Source organism: Cupriavidus sp. 01L45, assembly GCF_056399885.1.
On the sequence record NZ_JBFTSG010000075.1, the window covers coordinates 13,602 to 39,301 of the forward strand.

The window sequence follows — 25,700 nt, forward strand, 5'->3', positions numbered from 1 at the left end:
TGGCGAAGGCATCAGGCGTCGCGGTATTCGACGCCGGGCAGCACGCACAGCAGTTCGAACGCCAGATTGGCCCCGAGCAGCGCCGTGGTGCCAAACGGGTCATAGGGCGGCGATACCTCGACCAGGTCGGCGCCGACGATATCCAGCCCGCGCGCGCCACGCACGATCTCCAACGCCTGTGGCACCGTCAGTCCGCCAATCTCCGGCGTGCCGGTGCCGGGAGCGTAGGCAGGGTCGATGCCGTCGATATCGAAAGTGATGTAGACCGGGCCGCCCCGCAGGCGCGCGCCGACTTCCTCCATCAGCGGTGCCAGCGAGCGGTGCCAGCATGCTTCGGCAGTAACCACCTGAAATCCCTGCTGGCGGCACCAGTCGAAATCCTCGGCGGCATAGCCGGTGCCGCGCAGGCCGATCTGCACCACACGGCCGCAATCGAGCAGCCCTTCCTCCACCGCGCGGCGGAACGGCGTGCCGTGCGCGATCTTCTCGCCGAACATGGTGTCGTTCACATCGGCATGCGCATCGACATGGATCAGTCCGACGCGGCCATACCTGGCGTGCATGGCGCGCAGGATCGGCAGCGTGACGGTGTGGTCGCCGCCCAGCCCGACCGGGCGGCACCCCGTGGCGATGATGTCGCGGTACGCCGCCTCGATGCGCGCGATGGAATCGTGCAGGTTGTATGGATTGGTCGCCACGTCGCCGATATCGGCCACGCGCAGCGAATCGAACGGGGCGGCGCGCGTGGCCATGTTGTAGGGGCGCAGCAGCACGGATTCGGCCCGGATCTGGCGGGGCCCCAGCCGCGCGCCGTTGCGGTTGGACGTGCCCAGGTCGAACGGCACGCCGACAAAGCAGGCATCCAGCCCGGCGGTGCTGCCGGCGGCGGGCAGCCGCATCATGGTGGCGATGCCGCCAAAGCGCGGCATGGCGTTGCCGGACATCGGCTGGAAGGGTTCGGCAGCGCCGGCCGGGTTGCGTAGCAGCTTTGCATTCATGGCGATCGATTCATCATGCCGCGCCCGGTGGCATGTCATGGTGGAGGGATCTGAATTCTTGCTGATTGTTTCGACGCGTAGAATGCGAAACTTCTGAACCAAACATTGATCCGGATCGATGTACCAACCATGCTGGGACAACCCTCCGATCTTGACCTGCGCCTGATCCGCGTTTTCCTGGCGGTAGTGGACGCCAACGGCATCACACCCGCGCAGGCGACGCTCAACGTCAGCCAGTCCACCATCAGCACGCAGCTTTCAACGCTGGAAACACGGCTGGGCTACCGGCTGTGTGAACGCGGGCGCAGCGGTTTCCGGCTGACTCCGCGCGGCCGGCAATTCGTCGAATCCGGGCGCAAGCTGCTGACGGCGCTGGATGTCTTTGGCGCAGAAGCGCGCAAGGTGGGGCGCACGCTGGTGGGCACGCTCAACCTGGGCTTGATCGGGCATACGCCGGTGAGCGCCAATGCGCGCATCAGCCAGGCAATCGAGTGCTTCCGCCAACGCGACGAATCCGTGCACTTCTCGGTGTCGGTGCGTTCGCCGGGGGAACTGGAAGGATTGCTGCTGGACGGCAAGATCCACATGGGTATCGGCTACTTCTGGCATCGCGTGCCCGCGCTGGACTACACCACCATCTTTCACGAGACCCAGCTTGCCTATGCCGGACGCGGCCATCCGCTTTTTGCCGAGGCCGGGCGCATCGACCCGGCGGTCACGCTCGGCCATGCGTGGGCCTGGCGCAGCTATCCGCTGCCGGAGGCCGCGGGCTCGCCGGCAGACCGGCTGGTGACGGCGATGGCGGACAACATGGAGGCAGTGGCGATGCTGGTGCTGTCCGGCCGGCACCTGGGCTATTTGCCGGCACATTTCGCGGCCCCCTACGTGCTGCAGGGCCAGTTGGCCCCGCTCGCGCCGGACGCGATGCGCTATGAGGTACCGTTCGACATGGTGGTGCGCCGCAAGCCGCACGGGAGCGATTTGCTGGACGCCTTCATCGCCGACATGAAGGCGGCGCACGCCTGACGCGCGGCTGCTCCTGTGGGGTCTGGTGATCCTCTTCCGCGCGCGCCGGCCATTCGGCACCCCGTGCCTGGTTTCCAATTGTTACATCGCGGAACGAAGCCCCCTCCTGTCCAGTCTTCTCCCTTTATAGCGCCAAGCCGCAAGCCCATTTCGAAGGCGCACCGGCCGCGCGGGAGGAATTTGCCGTGCACCTGGATGTAGAACTGATTCGCCAGTTTTTGCTGGCCCATGCCGAGACCATCGTCACCTGGCTTGTCGCCGGGCTGGCGATGATGCTGCTGGCGCGTTTCGAATTGCGGCGCGCGGYGCGCCGCTCGGCGGTGGCCATGTCGGAGTCCGTGGCGACCACGGTGGCGGCCTGCGTGCCGGATATCGCGCATGCGGCGCAGACCGGCGGCGGTGCCGTGCCAATGCCGGAACCGGTGGAGATGCAGCGCGCCGAAGCCCTGCGCCGGGTGGCGCTGGATACGGTGGGAACGGTCATGGCGCGCGGACGCTGGCTGGAAGACCTGGGCAACCTGCGCCTGGCCGACGACGCCCTGGTTCAGGGCAGCCGCGCCGGCGGCGCGGATCCGCTGCTTGTCGTAGCGCCCCAGCCGGTGGTACAGGCTTACCTGCTGGCGCAGCGTACCTTCGACGAGCACGCGGCGCACCTGCGCGACGAGCGCCGCGAGGCACTACGCCTGCAGGACGGATTACAGGCGCTGGCGGCGGAGGCCACCCATATCGAGCAGGAAACCGGCAGCATCGTGATGCGCTTCGAGCAGGTCAACGCGCAAGCGGCCCAGGGCGTGGACGCGGGCGACTACCAGCGCTTCCTGATCCAGAAGTACAACGCGCTCGGCGTGCGCGAAAAGGAGATAGCGCAGGAACGCTTGCAATTGCAGGCGCAACTGCGGGAATGCGCCGAACGCCTTGCCGCGCATGCGCACGCGGCTTCGCGCGAGTACACCCAGGCGCTCACGCCGCTGATGCAGCAACTACGCGCCGCATGGGGCCACGGCGACTCTCCCGGCGTCTTCGAGACCTGGCTGCGCGAGGCGCCGGTCCAGTCCAGCGTCCACGCTGCTTGAGTGTCGTCCGGGCGCCGGAAGCCACGGGAAGCGTTGCCAGGTTCCAGCCGCGCCTGATCCGTCCCCTCCCATCATGCATCCAGCCCGTGAGACCGTTCCGGCGACCATGTTTCCCATGGCGGCCGGGTGCATCTGCGGTAAGCTTGGGGACGCCGTTTGTCTTATCCCCATGTCCTACAAAATCCCTGAATCCGTCCTGGTCGTGGTCCACACGCCGGACCTGCAAGTGCTGTTGATCGAGCGCGCCGACCGGCCGGGTTACTGGCAGTCCGTCACCGGCAGCCTGGACGCGCCCGACGAGCCGCTGGCCGTGACGGCCGCCCGCGAAGTGGCGGAGGAAACCGGCATCATCGCCGCCGAGCATCAACTGGACGACTGGCAGCACACCATCGACTACGAGATCTATCCCCAGTGGCGCCACCGTTACGCCGCCGGCGTGACGCGCAACACCGAGCACTGGTTCGGCCTGCGCGTGGCGCAGCCGGTGCCGGTGACGCTGGCACCACGCGAGCACCTGCAATATCAGTGGCTGCCGTGGCGCGAGGCCGCCGCGCTCTGCTTCTCGAGCAGCAATGCGGAGGCGGTGCTGCAACTGGGCTGGCGCGTGCAGGGACAGCGCGCGGCCTGTGGAGCGGCCTCATGAGACTGCGCGTCGTTACCTACAACATTCACAAGGGCGTGACCGGCATCAAGGGCAAGTCGCGCATCCATAACGTGCGCGACGGCCTGCATGTGGTCAATGCCGACATCGTCTTCCTGCAGGAAGTGCAGGACCGCAATGACCGCCTGGTGGCGGCCGCCTTGTTCGACCCGGACTATACGCAGCTCAACTACCTGGCCACCGATGCCTACCCGCACTCGGTGTATGGGCGCAATGCGGTGTACGACCACGGGCACCACGGCAATGCCATCCTGTCGCGCCATCCGATCCTGATGTCGGAAAACCTCGACATCTCCGACCATCGCTTCGAGCAGCGCGGCCTGCTGCATGCGGTGGCGGATATGAACGGCGTCGAGGCCCATCTGATCTGCGTGCATTTCGGGCTGTTCGCCCGCAGCCGCGCGCGCCAGGCGGAGGCGCTGGTCAAGCGCGTGTGCGACGTGGTGCCGGCCGAAGCGCCGCTGGTGATCGCCGGCGATTTCAACGACTGGAACCACCGCCTCGACAACCTGATCTGCACCACGCTGGGGGCGACGGAAGTTTCCCATGCGGGCGGTGCACGGCTGCACACTTTTCCCAGCCACATGCCTTGGTGGCAACTCGACCGCATCTATGTGCGCGGATTCGAGATCGAGCACGCCAGCGCGCTGACCGGCCGCGAATGGGCCCAGCGCTCTGACCACGTGCCGTTGATGGCCGAGCTTGCCCGCATTTCCGTCCCGGAGCGGCCGGTTGCCCACAAGGCCAAGGCCGGCATCTCTTCGTGAAGCCCCGCGCCGGCGCGCGGGTTGTCTTCAGGCCCCCATTTTTTCCAGCATGATTTCGATGAAGCGCGCCTGCTTGGGCAAAGGCCGCGGGTCGCGCGGATAAAGCAGGTGCACAGGCCTCGGCGCTGGCGTGGCGTCTTCCAGAAGCGGTACCAGCAGGCCTGCGGCGATGTCGGCCGCCAGCAGTACTTCAGGCTGCATGACGATGCCGCAGCCGGACAGCGCGGCGCGCCGCAACGCCTGGCCGTTATTGGCAGCGAGCGGCGCCGCCGCCATCCGCCCGGGACCGCCCTCGAATGCCGGCCAGCCCATGCCTTGTGGCCACAACAGGTGGTTCAGGCAGCGATGTCCGGCCAGGTCTGACAGGGAACGGGGATGGCCCGCCTGCGCCAGGTAGGCAGGCGCCGCGCAGATCGCCATGCGGTAGGGCCGCAAGGGGCGCGCGACCAGGTGGTCCGAACTGGCCAGCGCGCCGATGCGGACAGCAGCATCGAAACCGTCGGCAATCAGGTCGGTAAAGGCGTCGTCAAGCACCAGTTCCACCGTGACTTCCGGATAGTTCAGGAGGAACGCCGATACTGCCTCGGCGACCGCCGTCTCTCCCAGCGTCACCGGGGCGGTGACGCGCAAGCGCCCGCGCGGCTGGCTGTGCAGGCGTTCCGCAACGGTTTCCGCGTTGCGCACACGCTCCAGTATCAGCCGGCATTCCTCCAGGAACAGGCGCCCGGCTTCGGTCAGGCTCTGGCGCCGCGTGCTGCGTTGCAGCAGGCGCACGCCCAGATGGCGTTCGAGCTGGCCCACATGCTTGCCCACCATCACCGCCGACAGGCCCAGCGCATCGGCGCAGGCACTGAAGCTGCCGGCTTCGGCGGCGGCGGCGAAGACTTCCATGCTGCGTAGCTTGTCCACGGATTACTAATTAAAAGTTAGGTATCCGCAAAATCGTATCCCATTTATCCGTGCCTGGCCCACTTTCATAATCGGTTTTTGAAGCGGAGGGAAGGAATCCCCCGCACCTTGGGCTAATGGACGACCGGAGAGTGGGATGAAAATTATCGTGATCGGGGCCAGCGGCACCCTTGGCCAGGCGGTGGTCCAGAACCTGTCGGCGCGCCATGAAGTGGTGCGCGTCGGCAAGTCGGGTGGCGATCATCGGGTCGACCTGACGCAGCCCGGGTCGGTGCAGGCCTTGTTCGAATCGACCGGCCGGGTAGATGCCATCGTCGCCACCACCGGGAGCCTGTTTTTTGGCCCGCTCGCGCAGATGCGCGCCGAGGATTTCGCGATCGGGCTGCAAGACAAGTTGCTCGGGCAGGTGCGCCTGGCGCTGGTTGGCCAGCACTTCCTGAACGATGGCGGCTCGATCACGCTCACCAGCGGGATCGTCGGCAGCGAGCCGATCCGCATGGGCGCCAATGCCGGCAGCGTCAATGCCGCGCTGGAAGGGTTCGTGCGCAGCGCGGCGCCTGAACTGGAGCGTGGCCTGCGCATCAACGTGGTCAGCCCGACCGTGGTGCAGGAGTCATGGTCCGCCTATGGCGATGTCTTCCCCGGTTTCGAGGCGGTGCCGGCGGCGCGTGTCGCATTGGCCTACCAGCGCAGCATCGAGGGGCCGCGCAGCGGCCACGTCTATCGCGTCTGGTGAGGCTGCGCCAGGGTGGCGGCCAGGGCTGGCGTGAGTTCGAGCGCGCCATCCTGGATCAGTTGGCAGATGGCATCGAGGTCGGACAGGTCCAGCACGGGCAGGGCGGTGAGCATGGCCACCGCCTCCGGTTTGTCGCTGGCTATGGCCACAATGCTCCGCACCTGCGGCCATAGCGACGGCCTGCCAAGGTCCGGCCGGAACACTTCCAGCTTGGGGAAATCGCTGTGCTTGTAGCCTTCCACCAGCACCAGGTCGGTGCCGGCTGGCAGCACGGCAAGCGCGTCGGCCAGTTCGGGCGAGGCTTCGGACTCGGGGTAGTGGCGCATCAGCGTCAGGTGGCGCGCGCCCACCAGCACGACATTGGCGCATCCGGCCTGGCGCATGCGCCAGGAATCCTTGCCAGGGGTGTCGGGGTCGAAGCCGTGGTGGGTGTGCTTGACGCCGGCCACGCGCAGCCCGGCTGCGACGAAACGCGGGATCAACTGATCCAGCAGCGTGGTCTTGCCGCTGCCGGACGAACCGGAGATGCCGAAAACCTTCACGATGTCGGGGCGGTGAGGGGATAAAGCGCCGACGATAGCAGAGAACGGCCGGAAAGGCCGGAACAGTGCGCCGTGCGCGCCGCCTTTGGCGCGCACGGGACATCGGCGTGCCTGATAATGTGCCCCATGTCCCCGATTCCGATCCCACGCCAGCCGTACGCGCTGCCCTGCGGCATTGCCGCCTCGCGCGACGATGCCGATGCGCCGGCGCCCCCGCGCGCGCCGCGGCGCGCCGGTCCGCTGCGTTCCGAGTGGCGCCGCGGCAAGCCCTTGGGCGGCAACGCCGTCCGCCTGCTGCGTGGCGGCCAGGAGTTTTTCCCCGCCCTGATTGCCGCTATCGACCAGGCTGTGTTCTCGGTTTCGCTGGAAACCTATATCTATGCCGATGACGAGGTTGGCACGGCAGTGAGCGATGCCCTGATCCGCGCTGCCGGGCGTGGCGTGATCGTGCGCCTGGTCGTGGATGGCTTCGGCGCCGGCGACATGCCGGCCGGGCTCGCCGCGCGCCTGCGCGATGGCGGCGTGTGCCTGAAGATCTTCCGCCCCGTGCGCCGCTTCAGCCTGGCGCGGCGCAACCTGCGCCGGCTGCACCGGAAGCTGGCGGTGATCGACCAGCAGATCGGCTTCGTTGGCGGCATCAATATCATCGACGACCACAACCACGGGCCTTTCGAGAGCGCGGGGCTGGGCCCGCGCTATGACTTCGCCGTGGCGGTGCGGGGCCCGCTGGTCAACCAGATCGCGCTGACCGCCGAACGCCTGTGGTGGCAGCTTTCGCTGCGCGGCGAAATGCGTACCGTCGGCCTGGCCGGCGTGGCGGCCGAGTTCCCGCTGATCACCGACCTGCCGCTGCCGCGCCAGGACCTCGCCGGCGGCATGCGCGCCGCGCTGCTCTTGCGCGACAACCTGCGCAACCGCCGCGCCATCGAGCGCCAGTACCTGCAGGCGCTGGGCGGCGCGCGGCGGGAGGTCATCATCGCCAATGCGTACTTCCTGCCCGGGCACAAGATGCGCCGCGCCTTGCTGGCCTGCCGCAAGCGCGGCGTGCGCGTGCGGCTGCTGCTGCAGGGCATGGTCGAGTACCGCCTGCAGCACTATGCGACGCACGCGCTGTATGCGACCTTGCTCGGCGCTGGCGTGGAGATCCACGAATACGGCGAGAGTTTCCTGCACGCCAAGGTGGCTGTGATCGACGATGCCTGGGCCACGGTGGGATCCAGCAACCTGGACCCGTTCAGCCTGCTGCTGGCGCGCGAGGCCAACGTGGTGGTCTCCGACGGCGCGTTTTGCGCCGAACTGCGCCAGGAACTGGAGCTTGCCATTGCCTCGCGCAGCGTCGAGGTCAAGGCCGCCACCCATGCGCGGCGCTCGGCGTTGCGCCGCATGGGAAGCTGGGCCGCGTATATGGTGCTGCGCGTCGGCGTGATCATCGCGGGCGTGACAGGGCGCTACTGATCGCGGGACAATGCGCCGGGCCGCGCGGGCATGTTGCTTTGCGGCACGGGGGCGGGAAATATCGCTGCCTCGCTGCGCCGTGGCATGTTGCAGCGCAAGAGGCGCGGCCGCTGCGTTTAGAAACCCCGATCTAATTAAAAGCTTGCTGCCGGCGAGCGCCATCACAATAATCTGAACGATCGTTCTTTTTTGCCTTAGACTGCGTGCATTCGCGTCTGCCGGGCGGTGATAACAGGCAGCCAGGCAGCGAAAAAAGCACTACGTCAGGGTCAAACGCTGCGCGATCAGGATCGCGCAGCGAAGAACGGAGAAATAATCATGCGACACCAGTCAGCTCGTCTCGAATCCGGCACTTCCGCGTCTCCCGCGCCCATGCGCAAGGGGGAAATGACGCGCGTGGCGATTCTGGATGCCGCGCTGGAGCTGTCGTCCCGCGACGGGCTCGAAGGCTTGACCATCGGCTTGTTGGCGGAACGCATGCAGATGAGCAAAAGCGGCGTGTTCGCGCATTTCGGTTCGCGCGAGGACCTGCAGGTGGAAGTGGTGCGCGAGTATCACCGCCGTTTCGAGCAAGAGGTCTTCTACCCCTCGCTGCACGAACCGCGAGGCTTGCCGCGCTTGCAGTCCATGGTGCGCCGCTGGATGGAAAAGCGCATCCAGGAAGTGACCACGGGATGCATCTACATCAGCGGGGCGGTGGAGTACGACGACCGCGCGGAAAGCCCGGTGCGTGACGAGCTCGTCAAGAGCGTCACCATCTGGCGCGCCGCGCTCACGCGTGCCATCGACCAGGCCAAGGAACAGGGGCACCTGCGCGCGGACTGCGATCCGCGCCTGATGCTGTTTGAAATGTACAGCCTTGAACTAGGCTTGCATCACGACGCCCGTTTCCTGCGGCTGCCCGCCAGTGCGGAGCTTGCCATGGTCGCACTCAACAAGTTGATTCAGTCTTACCGTACCTGACGCCGCCGCGGCGTCCCGTGCCGGATCGTGCACGGGCGGCGTAGCGGCTTTGCAAACCTCCAAGGAGTCTTTGATGGGCCAGTACACCGCACCGTTGCGCGACATGCAGTTCGTGCTCCATGAATTGCTCGGCGTGGAAGCCGAACTCAAGGCGCTGCCGAAGCACGCAGACATCGACGCGGACACCATCAACCAGGTGCTCGAGGAAGCCGGCAAGTTCTGCTCCGAAGTGGTGTTCCCGCTCAACCAGAGCGGCGACCGCGAAGGCTGCACCTACGTCGGCGACGGCGTGGTGACCGCGCCCAAGGGCTTCAAGGAAGCCTACCAGCAGTACGTGGAAGCCGGCTGGCCGGCGCTGGGCTGCGACCCGGAATACGGCGGCCAGGGCCTGCCCATCCTGGTCAACAACGCCCTGTACGAGATGCTGAACTCGGCCAACCAGGCGTGGACCATGTACCCCGGCCTGTCGCACGGCGCGTATGAGGCGCTGCACGCGCACGGCACGCCCGAGTTGCAGAAGGTCTACCTGCCCAAATTGGTCTCCGGCGAATGGACCGGCACCATGTGCCTGACCGAGCCGCATTGCGGCACCGACCTGGGCATCCTGCGCAGCAAGGCCGAGCCGCAAGGCGACGGTTCCTACAGCATCAGCGGCACCAAGATCTTCATCTCGGCCGGCGAGCACGATCTCTCCGCCAATATCATCCACCTGGTGCTGGCGCGCCTGCCGGACGCGCCGCAGGGCACCAAGGGCATCTCGCTGTTCGTGGTGCCGAAGTTCATCCCCGACGCCAATGGCAACCCGGGCGAGCGCAACGGCATCCAGTGCGGTTCGATCGAGCACAAGATGGGCATCCACGGCAACGCCACCTGCGTGATGAACCTGGATGGCGCGCGCGGCTGGATGGTGGGCGAGCCCAATAAGGGTCTGAACGCCATGTTCGTGATGATGAACGCCGCCCGCCTGGGCGTTGGCATGCAGGGCCTGGGCCTGACCGAAGTGGCCTACCAGAACTCGCTGGCCTACGCCAAGGACCGCCTGCAGATGCGCGCGCTGACCGGTCCCAAGGCACCGGACAAGCCGGCCGACCCGATCATCGTGCACCCCGACGTGCGCCGCATGCTGCTGACGCAGAAGGCCTTCGCCGAAGGCGGCCGCGCGTTCAGCTACTGGACCGCGCTGCAGATCGACCGCGAACTGTCGCATCCGGACGAATCCGTGCGCAAGGAGGCTGGTGATCTCGTCGCATTGCTGACGCCGGTGATCAAGGCCTTCCTGACCGACAATGCGTTCACCGCCACCAATGAGGGCATGCAGGTGTTCGGCGGCCACGGCTATATTGCCGAGTGGGGCATGGAGCAGCATGTGCGCGACGCGCGCATCAACATGATCTACGAGGGCACCAACACCATCCAGGCGCTGGACCTGCTGGGCCGCAAGATCCTGGGCGACATGGGCGCCAAGATGAAGGCCTTCGGCAAGATCGTGCAAGCGTTCGTCGAGGAAGAAGGCACCAACGAAGCCATGCAGGAGTTCGTCAACCCGCTGGCGGACCTGGGCGACAAGGTGCAGAAGCTCACCATGGAAATCGGCATGAAGGCCATGGCCAACCCCGACGAAGTCGGCGCCGCCGCGGTGCCTTACCTGCGCGTGGTGGGTCACTTGGTGTTCTCGTACTTCTGGGCCCGCATGGCCAAGATCGCGCTGGAGAAGGAAGCCAGCGGCGACAAGTTCTACACCAGCAAGCTGGCTACCGCGCGCTTCTACTTTGCCAGGCTGCTGCCGGAGACCGCGTCGCAGATCCGCATGGCGCGTGCCGGTTCGGCGACGCTGATGGCGCTGGACGCGGATTTGTTCTGACTGGCCGTCTTGATTTAACACGGTTGTATTAGCGCACCAGCGGCAACAGCAAAGCCAGCGCGGCGCGCCGCCAACCCACCTCATCTCAACGCTCACTTTCCTAGGAGCGCGCATGTCCAATTTCATCGTCAAGAAGGTCGCCGTGCTGGGTGCCGGCGTCATGGGGGCGCAGATCGCCGCCCATCTCGTCAATGCCCGCGTGCCTGTGGTGCTGTTCGACCTTCCCGCCAAGGAAGGCCCCAAGAACGGCATCTCGCTGCGCGCCATCGAGAACCTGAAGAARCTSTCGCCGGCGCCGCTCGGCATCAAGGACGAAGCCGGCCTGATCCAGGCCGCCAACTACGAAGACGACCTCGCGCTGCTCAAGGAATGCGACGTGGTGATCGAGGCGATCGCCGAGCGCATGGACTGGAAGCACGACCTGTACAAGAAGGTCGCGCCACACCTGGCCTCGCACACCATCTTCGCCACCAATACCTCGGGCCTGTCGATTACCGCGCTGTCCGACGGCTTCGACGCGGACCTGAAATCGCGCTTCTGCGGCGTGCACTTCTTCAACCCGCCGCGCTACATGCACCTGGTGGAGCTGATCCCGACCGCCACCACGCAGCCCGCGATCCTGGACCGCCTGGAAACCTTCCTGACCTCCACGCTCGGCAAGGGCGTGGTGCGCGCCAAGGACACCCCCAACTTCATCGCCAACCGCGTTGGCATCTTCTCGATCCTGGCGGTGTTCGCCGAGGCCGAGAAATACGGCATCCCGTTCGATGTGGTCGACGACCTGACCGGCTCCAAGCTGGGCCGCGCCAAGTCCGCCACCTTCCGCACCGCCGACGTGGTGGGCCTGGACACCATGGCCCACGTGATCAAGACCATGCAGGACACCCTGCTGGACGATCCGTTCGCGCCGGTGTACAAGACGCCCGCCGTGCTCAAGGGCCTGGTGGATGCGGGCGCATTGGGCCAGAAGACCGGCGCCGGCTTCTACAAGAAGGAAGGCAAGGCCATCAAGGTGCTGGACCCCAAGACCGGCCAGTACGTCGACTCGGGCAAGAAGGCCGACGAGATCGTCGTGCGCATGCTGAAGAAGGAACCGGCCGAGCGCATCAAGCTGCTGCGCGAATCCACCAACCCGCAGGCGCAGTTCCTGTGGGCCGTGTTCCGCGACGTGTTCCACTATATCGGCGTCTACCTCGAGCAGATCGCCGGCTCCGCCGCCGATATCGACCTGGCGATCCGCTGGGGCTTCGGCTGGAATTCGGGCCCCTTCGAGGACTGGCAGTCGGCTGGCTGGAAGCAGGTTGCCGGGTGGGTGAAGGAAGACATCGACGCGGGCAAGGGCTTGTCCAGCGCAGCGCTGCCGTCGTGGGTGTTCGAAGGCCCCGTCGCTGACAACCAGGGCGTGCACGGCGCGCAGGGTTCGTGGTCTCCCGCCGCGCAGGCCTTCGTGCAGCGCAACGCGCTGCCGGTCTACGAGCGCCAGGTGTTCCGCGCCGCGGTCAAGGGCACGGCTGCCGCCGATCCGCGCAAGGCAGGCCGTACCGTGGAAGAAAACGATGCCGTGCGCATCTGGGTGAGCGAAGGCCAGGACGATGTGCTGGTGGTCTCGTTCAAGAGCAAGATGAACACCATCGGGCCGGACGTGATCGACGGCCTGACGCGCGCCATCGACCTGGCGGAAGTCGGGTACAAGGGTCTGGTGGTGTGGCAGCCCACGTCGCTGCAACTGGGCGCGCCGGGCGGCCCGTTCTCCGCGGGTGCCAACCTGGAAGCCGCGATGCCGGCCTTCATGATGGGCGGCGCCAAGGGCATCGAGCCCTTCGTCAAGAAATTCCAGGACGGCATGATGCGCGTGAAGTACTCTGCCGTGCCGGTGGTGTCGGCAGCGTCCGGCATTGCGCTGGGCGGCGGCTGCGAACTGATGCTGCATTCGGCCAGGCGCGTGGCCGCGCTGGAAACCTATATCGGCCTGGTGGAAGTGGGCGTGGGCCTGGTGCCGGCAGGCGGCGGGCTGAAGGAAGCGGCTTTGGCGGCTGCGCGCGCGGCACAAGCCGCCGGCAGCACCAACTACCTGCAGTTCCTCACCAACCGTTTCCAGGCAGCCGCCATGGCCAAGGTTTCGGCTTCGGCGCTGGACGCGCAGAAGATGGGCTACCTGCAGCCGTCGGACACCATCGTGTTCAACGTGCATGAGCTGCTCTACGTGGCACAGAACGAAGTACGCGCGCTGGCCAACGCAGGCTACCGCGCGCCGATGCCGGGCACGCTGGTGCCGGTTGCCGGCCGCTCGGGCATCGCCACCATCAAGGCGTCGCTGGCCAATATGCGCGACGGCGGCTTTATCTCCGCGCACGACTTCCTGATCGCCAGCCGCATTGCCGAGGCAGTGTGCGGCGGCGACGTGGAGGCCGGCTCGCTGGTCAGCGAGGAGTGGCTGCTGGCGCTGGAACGCAAGGCCTTTGTCGACCTGCTCGGCACGGGCAAGACCCAGGAACGCATCATGGGCATGCTGCAGACCGGCAAGCCGGTGCGCAACTAAGGCAAGCGAGGAACCGACATCATGAAACAACTGCAAGACGCATACATCGTTGCCGCGACCCGCACGCCGATCGGCAAGGCACCCAAGGGCGCGTACAAGAACACCCGCCCGGACGACCTGCTGGCCACCATCCTGCGCGCGGCCGTGGCGCAGGTGCCCAATCTCGATCCGAAGCTGATCGAAGATGCCATCGTCGGCTGCGCGATTCCCGAGGCACAGCAGGGCCTGAACGTGGCGCGTATCGGCGCGCTGCTGTCCGGCCTGCCGAACACCGTGGGCGGCATCACCGTCAACCGTTTCTGCGCCTCGGGCGTGTCGGCGGTGGCGATGGCGGCCGACCGCATCCGCGTGGGTGAATCCGATGTGATGATCGCCGCCGGCGTGGAATCGATGAGCATGGTGCCGATGATGGGCAACTCGCCGTCGATGTCGCCGTCGATCTTCGAGCGCGACGAGAACATCGGCATTGCCTACGGCATGGGCCTGACCGCCGAGAAGGTCGCGCAGAAGTGGCAGGTCAGCCGCGAGGATCAGGATGCCTTCTCGCTCGCTTCGCACCAGAAGGCGATCCGCGCGCAGCAGGCCGGCGAGTTCAAGGACGAGATCACCCCGGTGGATATCGTCGAGAAATTCCCCAACCTGGCCAGCGGCCAGGTCGACGTGAAGACGCGCACCCTGTCGCTCGACGAAGGCCCGCGTCCGGAGACCTCCATCGAAGGCCTGGGCAAGCTGCGCCCGGTGTTTGCCAACAAGGGCAGCGTCACCGCCGGCAACAGCTCGCAGACCTCGGACGGCGCCGGCGCGCTGATCCTGGTTTCGGAAAGGATCCTCAAGCAGTTCAACCTCGTACCGCTGGCGCGCTTCGTGTCGTTCGCGGTGCGCGGCGTGCCGCCCGAGATCATGGGCATCGGCCCGAAGGAAGCGATTCCCGCGGCGCTGAAGGCAGCCGGCCTGACGCAGGACCAGATCGACTGGATCGAGCTGAACGAAGCCTTCGCCGCGCAATCGCTGGCGGTGATGCGCGACCTGCAGCTGGACCCGGCCAAGGTCAACCCGATGGGCGGCGCCATTGCACTGGGCCACCCGCTGGGCGCCACCGGCGCGATCCGTTCGGCCACCGTAGTGCACGCGCTGCGCCGCAACAACCTGAAGTACGGCATGGTGACCATGTGCGTCGGCACCGGCATGGGTGCCGCAGGTATCTTCGAGCGCGTTTAAACGCGCCACAAAGAGCAGGTGCGTCACGGCGGCGAAACACGCCGCTTGCCAACGTCCTGCTCCCCTCTCCCGCTTGCGGGAGGGGCCGGGGGAGAGGGCCGGCGCATCGGTTCGGCGCCGGCGATTGAATACCATCCTCTCCCCGGAACCCCCGATCAGGTGAAGAATGCAGTGCCATAACAAGGAGACAGCTGCCGCCTCGACGCGGCTCACCTGACAGGGAGGAGACAACCAGATGCAGGAGACAGTCATTCTGGCCGACGCCGCGTGCGATATGCCTCGCGCGCTGATGGCCGAACTCGGGGTACAGACGGTGCCGTTCCGCATTCGCGCGGGCGACCGCTTCGTGGCCGACGTGCGCGACGAGCCCGCCTTGCCGTCGCTCTACGAGCAGTACCTGGTGGGAAAGCAGGACCATTACGCCGAATCCGTTCCCTTGCTCGAGCGCGAAATCGAGGACCACATGCTCAGGCATGTGGTCACTTCGTGCGATCGCGCGTTACTGCTTACCATCGCCAGCACGCGCAGCAAGCTGTACGCGCACGCCACCGGCGCCGTCGTCGGCACTGTGGCCAAGAGCTTCAAGCTGCGCAAGGACGCGGGGCGCACGGGGCTGTTCGAGTTGACGGTGATCGATACGGGTGCGATCGGCCCGGGCCAGGCGCTGATCGTGCGCGAAGCGGCCCGCATGCTGAACGGCGGCGCCAGCGCGCAGGCCGTGGTGGAAGCCGTCGAGTCGCGCCTGCGCGATGCCGCGCACATGTTCCTCGTGCCCGACGAGTTGCTCTACATGTACACGCGGGCCAGGCAAAAGGGCGAGAACAGCATCACGTGGGGACGCTATATGCTAGGCAGCGCTTTCAATATCCGCCCCATCGTGCATATGCATCGCGGCCAGACCGAGCCGGTGGCCAAGGCGCGCGGCGCGGACGAAGGCATGCGCCGCGTGATGGCGCATGCGGAGCATTGCATTCGCAGCGGGCGATTGCTGAGCCCGGCGGTGGCGCTCAGCTATGCGGGGCCTCCGGAGGCGATACGCGCCCTGCCGGCCTTCCAGTCGCTTGCGCGCACCGCGCAGCAGCACGATGTGGAACTGATGCTGGCGCCGATGAGCCTGACGGTGGCGCTCAACGTCGGAGCAAAGGCGTTCGGGATGAGCTATCTTTGCGAAGAACCGCCGCCGCTCGAATAAGTGGAATAAGTGGAATAAGCGGGTTTATTTCCCTGCGAAGGGGAAGGCGGACAAGTCAACCAGGCAGTAAGGAGAAGACGATTTCATGAGCATCCTGACCACTATCGAACAAGGCATCCTGACCATCGAGTTCGATCGTCTCGACAAGAAGAACGCCATCACCGCGGCGATGTACCAGGCCATGGCCGACGCACTGCGCGCCGGCGATGCCGATCCCGCCGTGCGCGTGATCGTGATCCGCGGCAAGGCGGAAGTCTTTACCGCGGGCAACGACCTTGAGGATTTCATGCAGCGCCCGCCCACCTCGGGCGAAGGCGATCAGCCGGCACCGGTGTTCCAGTTCCTGCAGCAGATCAGCCAGGCGAGCAAGCCGCTGGTGGCGGCGGTAAGCGGCCCGGCGGTTGGCGTGGGCACCACGATGCTGCTGCATTGCGATCTGGTTTATGCCTCCGAGACGGCGAAGCTGTCGCTGCCGTTCGTGCAACTGGGCCTGTGCCCGGAGGCGGCATCGAGCATGCTGTTGCCGCGCCTGCTGGGTCACCAGCGCGCCGCCGAGAAATTGCTGCTGGGCGAGGCCTTCGGCGCGCAGGAAGCGCTGCAGATCGGCCTGGTGACGCGCGTGCTGCCGGTGGCGGAGTTGCACGATTTCGTGCAGCAGCAGGCGCGCAAGCTGGCCGCGCTGCCAGCTTCGTCGCTGCGGGAAACCAAGCGGCTGATGAAGGGCGGCGACAAGGCGGCCGTGCAAGCGAAGATGGCGGAGGAGGGCGAGGTGTTCCGGCGCATGCTGCACGCGCCGGAAGCCAAGGAAGCCTTCAAGGCGTTCTTCGAGAAGCGCCGCCCGGACTTCTCGCGCTTCCATTGAGCCTGCGGGCGTCCCTGGCCGATACGGCGGATGGGCGGCCCCCGCCGCTGCCGCCATTTGCGCGGCATCAAGGCCGAGGCCAAGGTCAGGGCGTCGCCCATTCGCGCAGCAGGTTGTGGTAGACGCCGGTGAGGCGCACCACGGTGGCGTGTCCATGGCCAAGCGCATGCCCGATTTCCTGGATGGCGGTATCCAGGTCGAACAGGAGGGCGCGCTGGCGGGCGTCCCGCAGCAGGCTCTGGATCCAGAAGAACGCGCATAGCCGCGTGCCCCGGGTCACCGGGCTGACACGGTGCAGGCTGGAAGCCGGATACAGGATCATGTCGCCGGCGGGTAGCTTGACCTCGTGCGTCCCATAGGTGTCCTCGATGATCAGTTCGCCGCCGTCGTAGTCGTCGGGCCCGCACAGGAAGAGCGTGGCCGAGATGTCCGTGCGGATGCTGTCCGAGCCGTCTGGAAGGTAGCGGATGGCATTGTCGACATGGGTGCCGAAGGATTGTCCGCCCGCATAGGCGTTGAACAGCTTGGGGTAGATCCTCGCCGGCAGCGCCGCCGAGAAGAACAGGGGATGGCGCCGCAAGGCCTGCTCGATCATTGCGGCGATGTGCCTGCCCTGCGGGGAGTCGTGCGGCAATTGCAGATTGTCCTTGGCGAGGGAGGACTGGAATCCTGCGGTCGCCTTGCCGTCGGCCCAGTTGGACTCCGTCAGCAGGCTCACGCTTTCCCGTACCTGTTCCGGTGTCAGGACGCCGGGTATGTGAATCATCATTTGGCTGACCCCGGCGCGTGGCGTTAGAAGGAGTAGACGGCCGACAGCACCGCGAACCGGCCATCGCCATACTCGATCGCGGACGAGCGCGATGCGCTGCCAAGCGTCTGGCGCACCCGCTCCACATAGGCCTTGTTGAACAGGTTGTCGATGTTGAGCTGGAACTTGAGGTTCTTGTTCGGGGCGTAGCCGAGCATGGCGTTGTGCACCAGGTAGGCACCAAGCGTGCCGTCCCCCACCGACGTCACGTTGCGCCTGCCGATGAAGCGTGCGCCGTAGCCCAGCGTCCAGCCCGCTGGCAACCGGTAGGTGGTCCACAGGCTGAAGGAGTGCGCCGGTGTGTTGGCCAGCGCCTTGCCTTCGCGCTCGGGCAGCGACAGTGACTTGAGTGTCTTGCTGTTCAGGTAAGTGTAGTTGGCGAAAACGTCCCAGTTCGGCGTCACCTTGCCGGCCGTGCCCAGCTCGACGCCGCGCACGCGCTGCTCGCCGGCCAGGGCGTAGCTGCCATCGGAGAGGCGTTCGCGCGTGTTGTCCTTGTCGACCTGGAACAGCGCCGCGTTCAGCCCCAGGCGCCGCTCCATGAACTCCCATTTGCTGCCGAGCTCATAGGTCTTGTTTTTCTCGGGCGCCAGTCCCCCCGTGGCTTTGTTCACGCCCGAGCCGGTGCTGACCAGGAACTCGGCGGRCGGGTTGAAGGACGTGCCGTAGGCGAAATAGATCCTGCCGTTGTCCGTGGGCTTGAACACCAGGCCCGCCCGGCTGCTGAGCTGGTTGGTGGTGCTGTCCGCGCGGTCGGTCGCCTTGCCCAGCGGCGTGCTCTCGGCGCTGCCATCTATCCAGTCGTAGCGCAGGCCGAGGTTCAGGTCCCAGTGCTTGCCCAGGGCGATGGTGTCAAGCGCGTACAGCGCCTTGACGTCAAGCCACGTCTTGTTGCGCGCGCTGTCGCGCCGGTTGGTGGGCGCGCTCCAGTAGCCTGGCGGGCTGGAGAGATCGAAACCGTTGGCGGGATAGTATTTGGCGAGATTGTAGGAATAGGTAGTCCGGTCGTAAGTCTCGCGTGAGATTTCGAAGCCACTGACCAGGGTGTGTCCCAGCCCCAAGGTGGCGAAGCGGCTGGTCAGGTTGGTCTGGTTGATCCACAGCTCGGTGGCCGAGTCGCGGCCATAGCCCTGCGGTCCGGCCGGCAGGTAGCGGCCCGGCGGCAGCCCCGCCTGGTTCACGTGCGAGGCCGAGATCACGGTGTCGCGGTGCAGGCGCGAATAGCGGGTCAGGTTCTGCAGCTTGAGGTTGTCGTTGAATTCGTGTTCGAACCTGACGGTGGCAGCGTCGGTGGTGATGTTCTCCCGGTCCACGTTGCGCCAGCCGAAGTAGGCGTGCCGGCTGACGCCCGCGAGCCGCTGGCCGTTCAGCGCCGGCACGCCGTAGTCGGGCAGGTTGTCGTCGCGCTGGTGGAAATAGCTCAGCGTGAGGCGCGTCGGCGATTGCATGCCGAAGGTGATCGACGGCGCGATGCCCCAGCGGCGGCGTTCGAGGGCGTCGCGCCCCGGCACGTCGTTTTCGTGCGCCATCAGGTTCAGGCGGACGACTGCCGCGGGCCCGTTCCACGGCAGCGGCTGGTTGGTATCCAGGGTCAGGCGGTGGAAGCTGGCCGTGCCGAGCCCGCCGCCGACGTGCGTGAACCTGTCCGCCTTGGGTTGCTTGCTGATCATGTTGATGCTGCCGCCGGTGGTGCCGGCGCCGCCGAAGACCGAATTCGGCCCCTTGATCACCTCGACCGCTTCGAGGTTGAAGAGGTCGGAACGGTTGTTCTGCCCGCTGTCGCGCAAACCGTCGATCTGCATGTTCGCGTTGGCGCTGAAGCCGCGGATATTGATGCTGTCGCCGGAGCCGCCGCCGCCCTCGCCGGCGTTGAAGGTGATGCCGGAAACGTTGGAAAGCGCCTGCCGCAAGCTCAAGGCGTTCTGCTCCTCCAGCACGTGCTGCGGCACCACTGTGATGGTCTGGGGCGTATCGAGCAGCGGCGCCGCGTATTTGGCCGAGCCGGAGGCTTCGACCTTGGAACCGGGTGCCTGCGTCCCCGTGACGGTGACCGGCGCCAGTTCGATGTGTTTGCCTTGCCGTTGCAAATCGTCTGCCAGGACTGGTGTGGCGCAGGCCGCGGCCAGGACGACGGAAGCGAGAGGGCGCCGTGGCGGCAGCGCGGCAGACCTGATGTACGAACGCATGCAATTCTCCTTAAATGAAAATGATAATCATTAGCATTTAAGGATCTGAGGCGAGCCGAAACAATCAGAAACGGCTGCATGTGCGTGCGGAAATTTCCGCTTTTCCTCGCGGGCGTTCAGAGCATTCAGAGCCGACGCTGAACCCTCGCGCCGGCGCCCCGCCAGGAATGCCTGGCAGGGGAGCCGGCTTCAGGCGGCCGCTTATATCGCTGGCAACACCCGCGGTTGCCTTGTGTCGTCTGTCGCCACATAGGTCAGGATGGCTTCGGTCACCTTGACGATCTCGTGGCTGTGGCGCATGCGCTGCGCATAGACTTCCACCGACACGGTGATCGAGGTGCGACCCGTCTTCTCGATATCGGCGTAGAAGCTCACCAGATCGCCGACAAAGACCGGATGCTTGAACAGGAAGGAGTTCACCGCCACGGTGGCCACGCGGCCCTGGGCGCGTTCCACCGCCGGGATCGAGCCGGCGATGTCCACCTGGGCCATGATCCAGCCGCCGAAGACGTCGCCGTGCACATTGGCGTCCGCCGGCATGGGGACCACGCGCAGGGCGGGATTCTTGCCAGGAGGCAGGCAGGGGAGGGCGTTGGCTTGGTTCATGATGGCTTGAGGCTGGATAGGGTTGGGGCGGGGTAGCAAGGGCTGCGGCGGGGTGCCGGCGCGCCGGCGCGCATGCCGGAGTGACCTTGCCGCCGTGCGGTCCGGGCGTCGAGGCGGTTCCGTGACGGGGATAAGCGGCGTGGCGCCGGCTAACAAAGACGATCTCTGCCACAATCGCATATTCGCCCGAATTCTAACGTATGCGACGCTACTCTACGTCGGCCGAGCCGTCCTCCGCCCAGCCTTCCTCCCTCTTCGGCAAATCCAACGTTCCGCGCAGCGACTGGCAGACCGTGCGCAACCTGTTGCCCTATGTCTGGCACTACAAATGGCGCGTGATGCTGGCGCTGGTGTGCCTGGTGGCGGCCAAGGTGGCAAACCTGGGCGTGCCGGTCCTGATGAAGAAGCTGGTGGACAACATGAACGTGCCCGCCGGCAGCGCTACCGCACTGCTGGTGGTGCCGGTCGGGCTGATCGTCGCCTATGGGGTCCTGCGGCTGTCGGGGACCTTGTTCACCGAATTGCGCGAGATCCTGTTCTCCAAGGTCACGCAGAGCGCGGTGCGCGAGATCGCCCTGCAGGTGTTCCGCCACCTGCACGCGCTGTCGCTGCGTTTTCACCTGGACCGGCAGACCGGCGGCATGAGCCGCGACATCGAGCGCGGCACGCGCGGCATCCAGTCGCTGATCTCGTATTCGCTCTACAGCATCCTGCCGACGCTGGTCGAGATGGGGCTGGTGATGGGATTCTTTATCCTGCACTACGACATCTGGTTTGCCGCCATCACGGGCTGCGCGCTGGTGAGCTATATCGTGTTCACCATCGTCGTGACCGAGTGGCGCACGCATTTCCGCCGCAGGATGAATGAGCTCGATTCCCGCGCGAACCAGAAGGCGATCGATTCGCTGCTCAACTTCGAAACCGTCAAGTACTTCGGCAACGAGGAGTACGAGGCCCGCCGCTACGACGAGAACCTGCTTACCTACCGCACSGCSGCGATCCGCTCGCAGAACTCGCTGTCSTTCCTGAAYTTCGGCCAGCAGRCCATYATCGCCMYSGGGCTGATCCTGATCCTGTGGCGCGCCACCGTGGGCGTGGCGGCAGGCAAGCTCACGCTGGGCGACCTGGTGCTGGTGAACACGCTGATGATCCAGTTGTACATCCCGCTGAATTTCCTCGGCGTGATCTACCGCGAGATCAAGCAGGCCACCACCGATATGGACCGCATGTTCGTGCTGCTGGGCACCAACCGCGAGGTGGCGGACGCGCCGGGCGCGCAGGCCTTGCGCGTGAGCGGCGCCGCCGTGCGCTTTGCCCATGTGGGCTTTGGCTACGAGAGCAACCGCGTGATCCTGGACGATGTGGACTTCACCATCGCGGCGGGCACCACCACCGCGGTGGTGGGACATAGCGGCTCGGGCAAGTCCACGCTGGCGCGGCTGCTGTTCCGCTTCTACGACGTGGGCAGCGGCGGCATCGAGATCGACGGCCAGGATATCCGCGCGATCACGCAGGACAGCCTGCGCCGCGCCATCGGCATCGTGCCGCAGGACACCGTGCTGTTCAACGACAGCATCTACTACAACATCGCCTACGGCCGTCCCGACGCCGGCCGCGACGAGGTCATCGAGGCAGCGCGCGCGGCCCAGATCGACGCCTTCATCCGCGAGTTGCCGCAGGGCTACGATACGCCCGTGGGCGAACGCGGCCTCAAGCTGTCGGGCGGGGAAAAGCAGCGGGTGGCGATCGCGCGCACGCTGCTGAAGAATCCGCCCATCCTGGTCTTCGACGAAGCCACCTCGGCGCTGGATTCGCGCACCGAACAGGCCATCCAGGCCGAGCTGATGCGGCTGGCGCAGAACCGCACCACGCTGCTGATCGCGCACCGGCTTTCCACCGTGGTGCACGCCGACCAGATCCTGGTGATGGATCACGGCCGCGTCATCGAGCGCGGCACGCATGCCGAACTGATGCGGCTGGATGGCCGCTACGCCGAGATGTGGCGCATCCAGGCCCGCAGCGCGGCGGATGGCGAGGCGCCGGTGGAGGATGTCTCCCTGGCCATTGAAGCAGGCGACGCCACGCAGGATGCCTGATCCGCGCCGCCGAGCGCCGCGGGCGGCAGGATAAATTGTCAACAATTTATCCTGGCAAACCGTATCGACATATCCGGGTGCACGAATTTGGTTCGACAATAAGTGGCGCAATCGCCCCGTGTTGGTGCGCGATTACATGGCATGCGCCTTGCAGACGAACTCTCCAGGAAGACGACCAACAGGAGAGAGTTCAATGCCGCTATTCCGCGCCGCCACCCAGTTCGATGCCATTGCCGCTTGCGTTGGCGCCCAGCGTACCGATGCCGGAACCGGCGCAGCCGCGTCCCCGGCGCGCCGCCGCCTGTTGCAGCTTGGCATGGCGCTCGGTACCGCCCTGGTGCTGTCGACACAATTCGCCGGCGAGGCGCACGCCCAGACCAAGGTGCGCTTCCAGCTCGACTGGCGCTTCGAAGGCCCGTCGGCGCTGTTCCTGCTGGGCGAGCAGAAGGGCTACTACAAGGCCGAGAAGCTGGATGTATCGATCGACGCCGGCAACGGCTCGGGCAACGTGGTCAACCGCGTGGCCTCTGGCACCTACGACATGGGCTTTGCCGACCTGGCCTCGGTCATGGAGTTCTACGGCAACAACCCGGACGCGAAGAACAAGCCGGTGGCCGTGATGATGGTCTACAACAACACGCCGGCGGCCGTGCTGGCGCTGAAGAAGTCCGGCATCAAGGCCCCGCACGACCTGGCCGGCAAGAAGCTCGGCGCCCCGGTATTCGACGCCGGCCGCCGCGCCTTCCCGATCTTCGCCAAGGCCAACGGCCTGCAGGCATCCAGCTTCAACTGGCAGGCCATGGACCCGACGCTGCGCGAGACCATGCTCACGCGCGGCGACCTGGACGCCATTACCGGCTTTTCCTTCACCTCCATCCTCAACCTCAATGCGCGCGGGGTGAAGGACGAGGACATCGTGGTGCTGCCCTATCCGCAATTCGGCGTGAAGCTGTATGGCAATGCCGTGATCGCCTCTGAAGACTTCCTCAAGAAGAACCCGGACGCCGTGAAGGCCTTCCTGCGTGCCTTCGCGAAATCGGCCAGGGACGTGATCGCCAGGCCCGAAGACGGCATCAAGGCCGTCAAGGCGCGTGACGGCATCATCGACGAGAAGCTCGAGACCAGGCGCCTGAAGATGGCGCTGGACAGCGTGGTCAGGTCGCCCGACGCACGCGCCGAGGGCTTCGGCCGGGTCAACAAGCCGCGCCTGTCGCTGATGGCCTCGCAGGTAGCCGATGCCTTCGGTACCAAGGGCCGCATCAACCCCGACAACCTGTGGACCGACGCCTACCTGCCGTCGGCCGCCGAACTGGATGTGCTGCGATGACGGTAGCCAACGCATTCCTGCGCGCCGGGGCCACGGCCCCGGCGGAACTGTCCGCCGAACCGGCTGCGCGACCCTTCGTCGATTTCAACCGGGTCTGGCTCGCCTATAACGACGAGCTTGCCCGCAAGGGTGAGTTCGCGATCGAGGACATCTCGCTGCAGGTGGAGCCGGGCGAGTTCATCGCCATCGTGGGGCCCTCCGGCTGCGGTAAGTCCACCTTCATGAAGCTGGCCACGGGGCTCAAGCCCGCCACGCGTGGCGTGGTCAAGATCGCCGGCGAGAAAGTCACCGGGCCGCTCAAGATGGTGGGCATGGCCTTCCAGGCGCCGACGCTGCTGCCGTGGCGCACCACGCTGCAAAATGTCATGCTGCCGCTGGAGATCGTGGAGCCTTACCGCTCCACGCTGCGCCAGAAGCGCGAGGAATACACGGCGCGGGCGCGTGAGTTGCTGCGCACCGTGGGGCTGGCCGGCTACGAGGACAAGTATCCGTGGCAACTCTCCGGCGGCATGCAGCAGCGCGCTTCGATCTGCCGCGCGCTGATCCACGAGCCGCGCATGCTGCTGCTAGACGAGCCCTTCGGCGCGCTCGACGCGTTCACCAGGGAGGAGCTGTGGTGCGTGCTGCGCGACCTGTGGCAGGCGCAGCGCTTCAACGTGATCCTGGTGACTCACGATTTGCGTGAAGCCGTGTTCCTGGCCGATACCGTCTACGTGATGAGCCAGCGCCCCGGCCGCATCCTGACGCGCAAGGAGATCGACCTGCCGCGTCCGCGCGACCTCGATCTGACCTATACCGAACCCTTCGCCGAACTCGTGCACTCGCTGCGCGAGAAGATCGGCCACGTACGGCAGCACTGACCATGAGCACGTTTTCTTCCCCGATGAGCGCGGCCCGGCAGCGCCGCGTGCAGCGCGTGGCGCCGTGGCTGCTGCTGGCTACGTTTCTGTTGCTCTGGCAGGGCGCTTGCCTGGTGTTCAACGTGTCGGACTTCATCCTGCCCAGTCCGAGCGCGATCGTCTCATCGCTGTTCGCGTATTGGGACGTGATCGCGGGCCATGCATGGCGGACCTTCTGGACCACCATGGTCGGCTTTGGGCTCGCCATTGTCGTGGGCGTGGTGCTGGGTTTGCTGATGGGGTCGTCCAGGCTGGCCTATGCGGCGGGCTATCCGCTGATGACGGCGTTCAATGCCTTGCCCAAGGCGGCGTTCGTGCCGATTCTGGTGGTGTGGTTCGGGCTTGGCGCCGGCCCGGCGATCCTGACGGCGTTCCTGATCTCGTTCTTCCCGATCATGGTCAATATCGCTACCGGGCTGGCTACGCTGGAGCCGGAACTGGAGGATGTGCTGCGCGTACTTGGTGCAAGGCGCACCGATGTGTTGCTCAAGGTTGGCCTGCCGCGTTCGATGCCTTACTTCTTTGCTTCGCTGAAGGTGGCCATTACTTTGGCGTTCGTGGGGACTACCGTGTCGGAGATGAGCGCCGCCAATGAAGGCATTGGCTATCTGCTGGTCTCGGCCGGCTCGGCGATGAAGATGCCGCTGGCATTTGCCGGCCTGGTGGTGATCGCCGTGATGGCGATGGKGATGTATGAGTTTTTCGCGGTGGTGGAGAAGCGGATGACGGGGTGGGCGCATCGGGGGTGAAGGGGGATTGAGTGCGAGTGGGGTTCGTTTGGGCGGCGTTGGGTTTTGCACCCGACAGCGACCAACCCCGCAGGGCAAGGGCCTGTCAGGAATTTTGTGTTTAGGGCATAACATGTCGCTAAGGAGCATGTCATGCCACGTAAAACGAAGACCAGTCAGGCTGCCGACCGTGAGCTGCCGACCATTCCCGAGGAGCTGATTGCCCATTTCGTAAAGGGCCCCATGAC

General features: G+C 65.9%; 22 protein-coding genes. 16 read left to right on the forward strand and 6 right to left on the reverse strand.

Annotated elements, in window-relative coordinates; translation table 11 throughout:
- Positions 1-11 precede the first annotated feature (11 nt).
- The gene (speB, locus tag AC1DT6_RS35975) at positions 12-998 is read right to left on the reverse strand and encodes an agmatinase (protein WP_477115386.1); all 987 of its coding nucleotides are present in this window, start codon (positions 996-998) and stop codon (positions 12-14) included.
- Between the two features lie 129 nt (positions 999-1,127).
- On the opposite strand from speB, the gene AC1DT6_RS35980 reads away from it, so the two are divergent.
- From AC1DT6_RS35980 to AC1DT6_RS35995, 4 genes are all read left to right on the forward strand, one after another.
- A complete protein-coding gene (locus AC1DT6_RS35980; RefSeq protein WP_441637002.1) occupies positions 1,128-2,024 on the forward strand; it encodes a LysR family transcriptional regulator in 897 nt (298 codons plus the stop codon).
- A gap of 185 nt (positions 2,025-2,209) precedes the next feature.
- Positions 2,210-3,097 (forward strand): hypothetical protein, encoded by an 888-nt coding sequence (locus AC1DT6_RS35985; RefSeq protein ID WP_477115387.1) that lies wholly within the window; start codon positions 2,210-2,212, stop codon positions 3,095-3,097.
- Positions 3,098-3,266: 169 nt separating this feature from the next.
- Positions 3,267-3,740 (forward strand): dihydroneopterin triphosphate diphosphatase, encoded by a 474-nt coding sequence (nudB, locus tag AC1DT6_RS35990; protein ID WP_441637006.1) that lies wholly within the window; start codon positions 3,267-3,269, stop codon positions 3,738-3,740.
- Positions 3,737-4,525: an endonuclease/exonuclease/phosphatase family protein gene (locus AC1DT6_RS35995; protein WP_441637008.1), complete on the forward strand. Its 789-nt coding sequence runs from the start codon at positions 3,737-3,739 to the stop codon at positions 4,523-4,525. Before nudB ends, AC1DT6_RS35995 begins: the two co-directional genes overlap by 4 nt.
- Positions 4,526-4,552: 27 nt before the next feature.
- Here AC1DT6_RS35995 and AC1DT6_RS36000 read toward each other — a convergent pair whose 3' ends face one another.
- Positions 4,553-5,434 (reverse strand): LysR family transcriptional regulator, encoded by an 882-nt coding sequence (locus AC1DT6_RS36000; protein ID WP_441637010.1) that lies wholly within the window; start codon positions 5,432-5,434, stop codon positions 4,553-4,555.
- Between the two features lie 136 nt (positions 5,435-5,570).
- On the opposite strand from AC1DT6_RS36000, the gene AC1DT6_RS36005 reads away from it, so the two are divergent.
- Complete coding sequence (locus AC1DT6_RS36005) at positions 5,571-6,170, forward strand: short chain dehydrogenase (protein WP_441637012.1); 600 nt, start codon at positions 5,571-5,573, stop codon at positions 6,168-6,170.
- Here the strand turns inward: AC1DT6_RS36005 and mobB are convergent.
- Positions 6,155-6,712, reverse strand: coding sequence for a molybdopterin-guanine dinucleotide biosynthesis protein B (gene mobB, locus AC1DT6_RS36010; protein WP_441637014.1), 558 nt, complete (start codon positions 6,710-6,712; stop codon positions 6,155-6,157). The genes AC1DT6_RS36005 and mobB overlap by 16 nt on opposite strands.
- Positions 6,713-6,838: 126 nt before the next feature.
- Here mobB and clsB point away from each other — a divergent pair, with 126 nt between their 5' ends.
- The 7 genes from clsB to AC1DT6_RS36045 all read left to right on the forward strand — a co-directional run bounded on the left by clsB (position 6,839) and on the right by AC1DT6_RS36045 (position 16,802).
- Positions 6,839-8,167: a cardiolipin synthase ClsB gene (clsB, locus tag AC1DT6_RS36015; RefSeq protein WP_477104451.1), complete on the forward strand. Its 1,329-nt coding sequence runs from the start codon at positions 6,839-6,841 to the stop codon at positions 8,165-8,167.
- Positions 8,168-8,539: 372 nt separating this feature from the next.
- Complete coding sequence (locus AC1DT6_RS36020; RefSeq protein ID WP_017226764.1) at positions 8,540-9,130, forward strand: TetR/AcrR family transcriptional regulator; 591 nt, start codon at positions 8,540-8,542, stop codon at positions 9,128-9,130.
- A gap of 73 nt (positions 9,131-9,203) precedes the next feature.
- Entirely contained in the window at positions 9,204-10,991 is a 1,788-nt protein-coding gene (locus AC1DT6_RS36025; RefSeq protein ID WP_477104452.1) for an acyl-CoA dehydrogenase C-terminal domain-containing protein, read from the forward strand.
- A 112-nt stretch (positions 10,992-11,103) separates the two neighbouring features.
- Positions 11,104-13,530, forward strand: coding sequence for a 3-hydroxyacyl-CoA dehydrogenase/enoyl-CoA hydratase family protein (locus AC1DT6_RS36030; protein ID WP_477115388.1), 2,427 nt, complete (start codon positions 11,104-11,106; stop codon positions 13,528-13,530).
- An 18-nt stretch (positions 13,531-13,548) separates the two neighbouring features.
- Positions 13,549-14,748: an acetyl-CoA C-acyltransferase gene (locus tag AC1DT6_RS36035; protein ID WP_045237822.1), complete on the forward strand. Its 1,200-nt coding sequence runs from the start codon at positions 13,549-13,551 to the stop codon at positions 14,746-14,748.
- 235 nt (positions 14,749-14,983) lie between these two features.
- Entirely contained in the window at positions 14,984-15,940 is a 957-nt protein-coding gene (locus tag AC1DT6_RS36040; RefSeq protein WP_441629197.1) for a DegV family protein, read from the forward strand.
- Between the two features lie 85 nt (positions 15,941-16,025).
- Positions 16,026-16,802, forward strand: coding sequence for an enoyl-CoA hydratase (locus AC1DT6_RS36045; protein ID WP_441629195.1), 777 nt, complete (start codon positions 16,026-16,028; stop codon positions 16,800-16,802).
- Positions 16,803-16,887: 85 nt separating this feature from the next.
- On the opposite strand, the gene AC1DT6_RS36050 is transcribed toward AC1DT6_RS36045, so the two are convergent.
- From AC1DT6_RS36050 to AC1DT6_RS36060, 3 genes are all read right to left on the reverse strand, one after another.
- On the reverse strand, positions 16,888-17,571 hold the full coding sequence (locus AC1DT6_RS36050) for a Fe2+-dependent dioxygenase (protein ID WP_477115389.1): 684 nt from the start codon (positions 17,569-17,571) through the stop codon (positions 16,888-16,890).
- Between the two features lie 23 nt (positions 17,572-17,594).
- Positions 17,595-19,796: a TonB-dependent receptor gene (locus AC1DT6_RS36055; RefSeq protein ID WP_477115390.1), complete on the reverse strand. Its 2,202-nt coding sequence runs from the start codon at positions 19,794-19,796 to the stop codon at positions 17,595-17,597.
- A gap of 201 nt (positions 19,797-19,997) precedes the next feature.
- A complete protein-coding gene (locus AC1DT6_RS36060; RefSeq protein ID WP_276287028.1) occupies positions 19,998-20,402 on the reverse strand; it encodes an acyl-CoA thioesterase in 405 nt (134 codons plus the stop codon).
- A 200-nt stretch (positions 20,403-20,602) separates the two neighbouring features.
- On the opposite strand from AC1DT6_RS36060, the gene AC1DT6_RS36065 reads away from it, so the two are divergent.
- The 4 genes from AC1DT6_RS36065 (at position 20,603) to AC1DT6_RS36080 (ending at position 25,473) form a co-directional block, all read left to right on the forward strand.
- On the forward strand, positions 20,603-22,498 hold the full coding sequence (locus AC1DT6_RS36065; protein WP_477115391.1) for an ABCB family ABC transporter ATP-binding protein/permease: 1,896 nt from the start codon (positions 20,603-20,605) through the stop codon (positions 22,496-22,498).
- 193 nt (positions 22,499-22,691) lie between these two features.
- A complete protein-coding gene (locus tag AC1DT6_RS36070) occupies positions 22,692-23,825 on the forward strand; it encodes an ABC transporter substrate-binding protein (protein WP_441629186.1) in 1,134 nt (377 codons plus the stop codon).
- Positions 23,822-24,685, forward strand: a complete 864-nt coding sequence (locus tag AC1DT6_RS36075) for an ABC transporter ATP-binding protein (protein WP_441629184.1) — start codon at positions 23,822-23,824, stop codon at positions 24,683-24,685. Before AC1DT6_RS36070 ends, AC1DT6_RS36075 begins: the two co-directional genes overlap by 4 nt.
- Positions 24,686-24,687: 2 nt before the next feature.
- Positions 24,688-25,473 (forward strand): ABC transporter permease, encoded by a 786-nt coding sequence (locus AC1DT6_RS36080; protein WP_477115392.1) that lies wholly within the window; start codon positions 24,688-24,690, stop codon positions 25,471-25,473.
- The last annotated feature ends 227 nt before the right edge of the window (positions 25,474-25,700 follow it).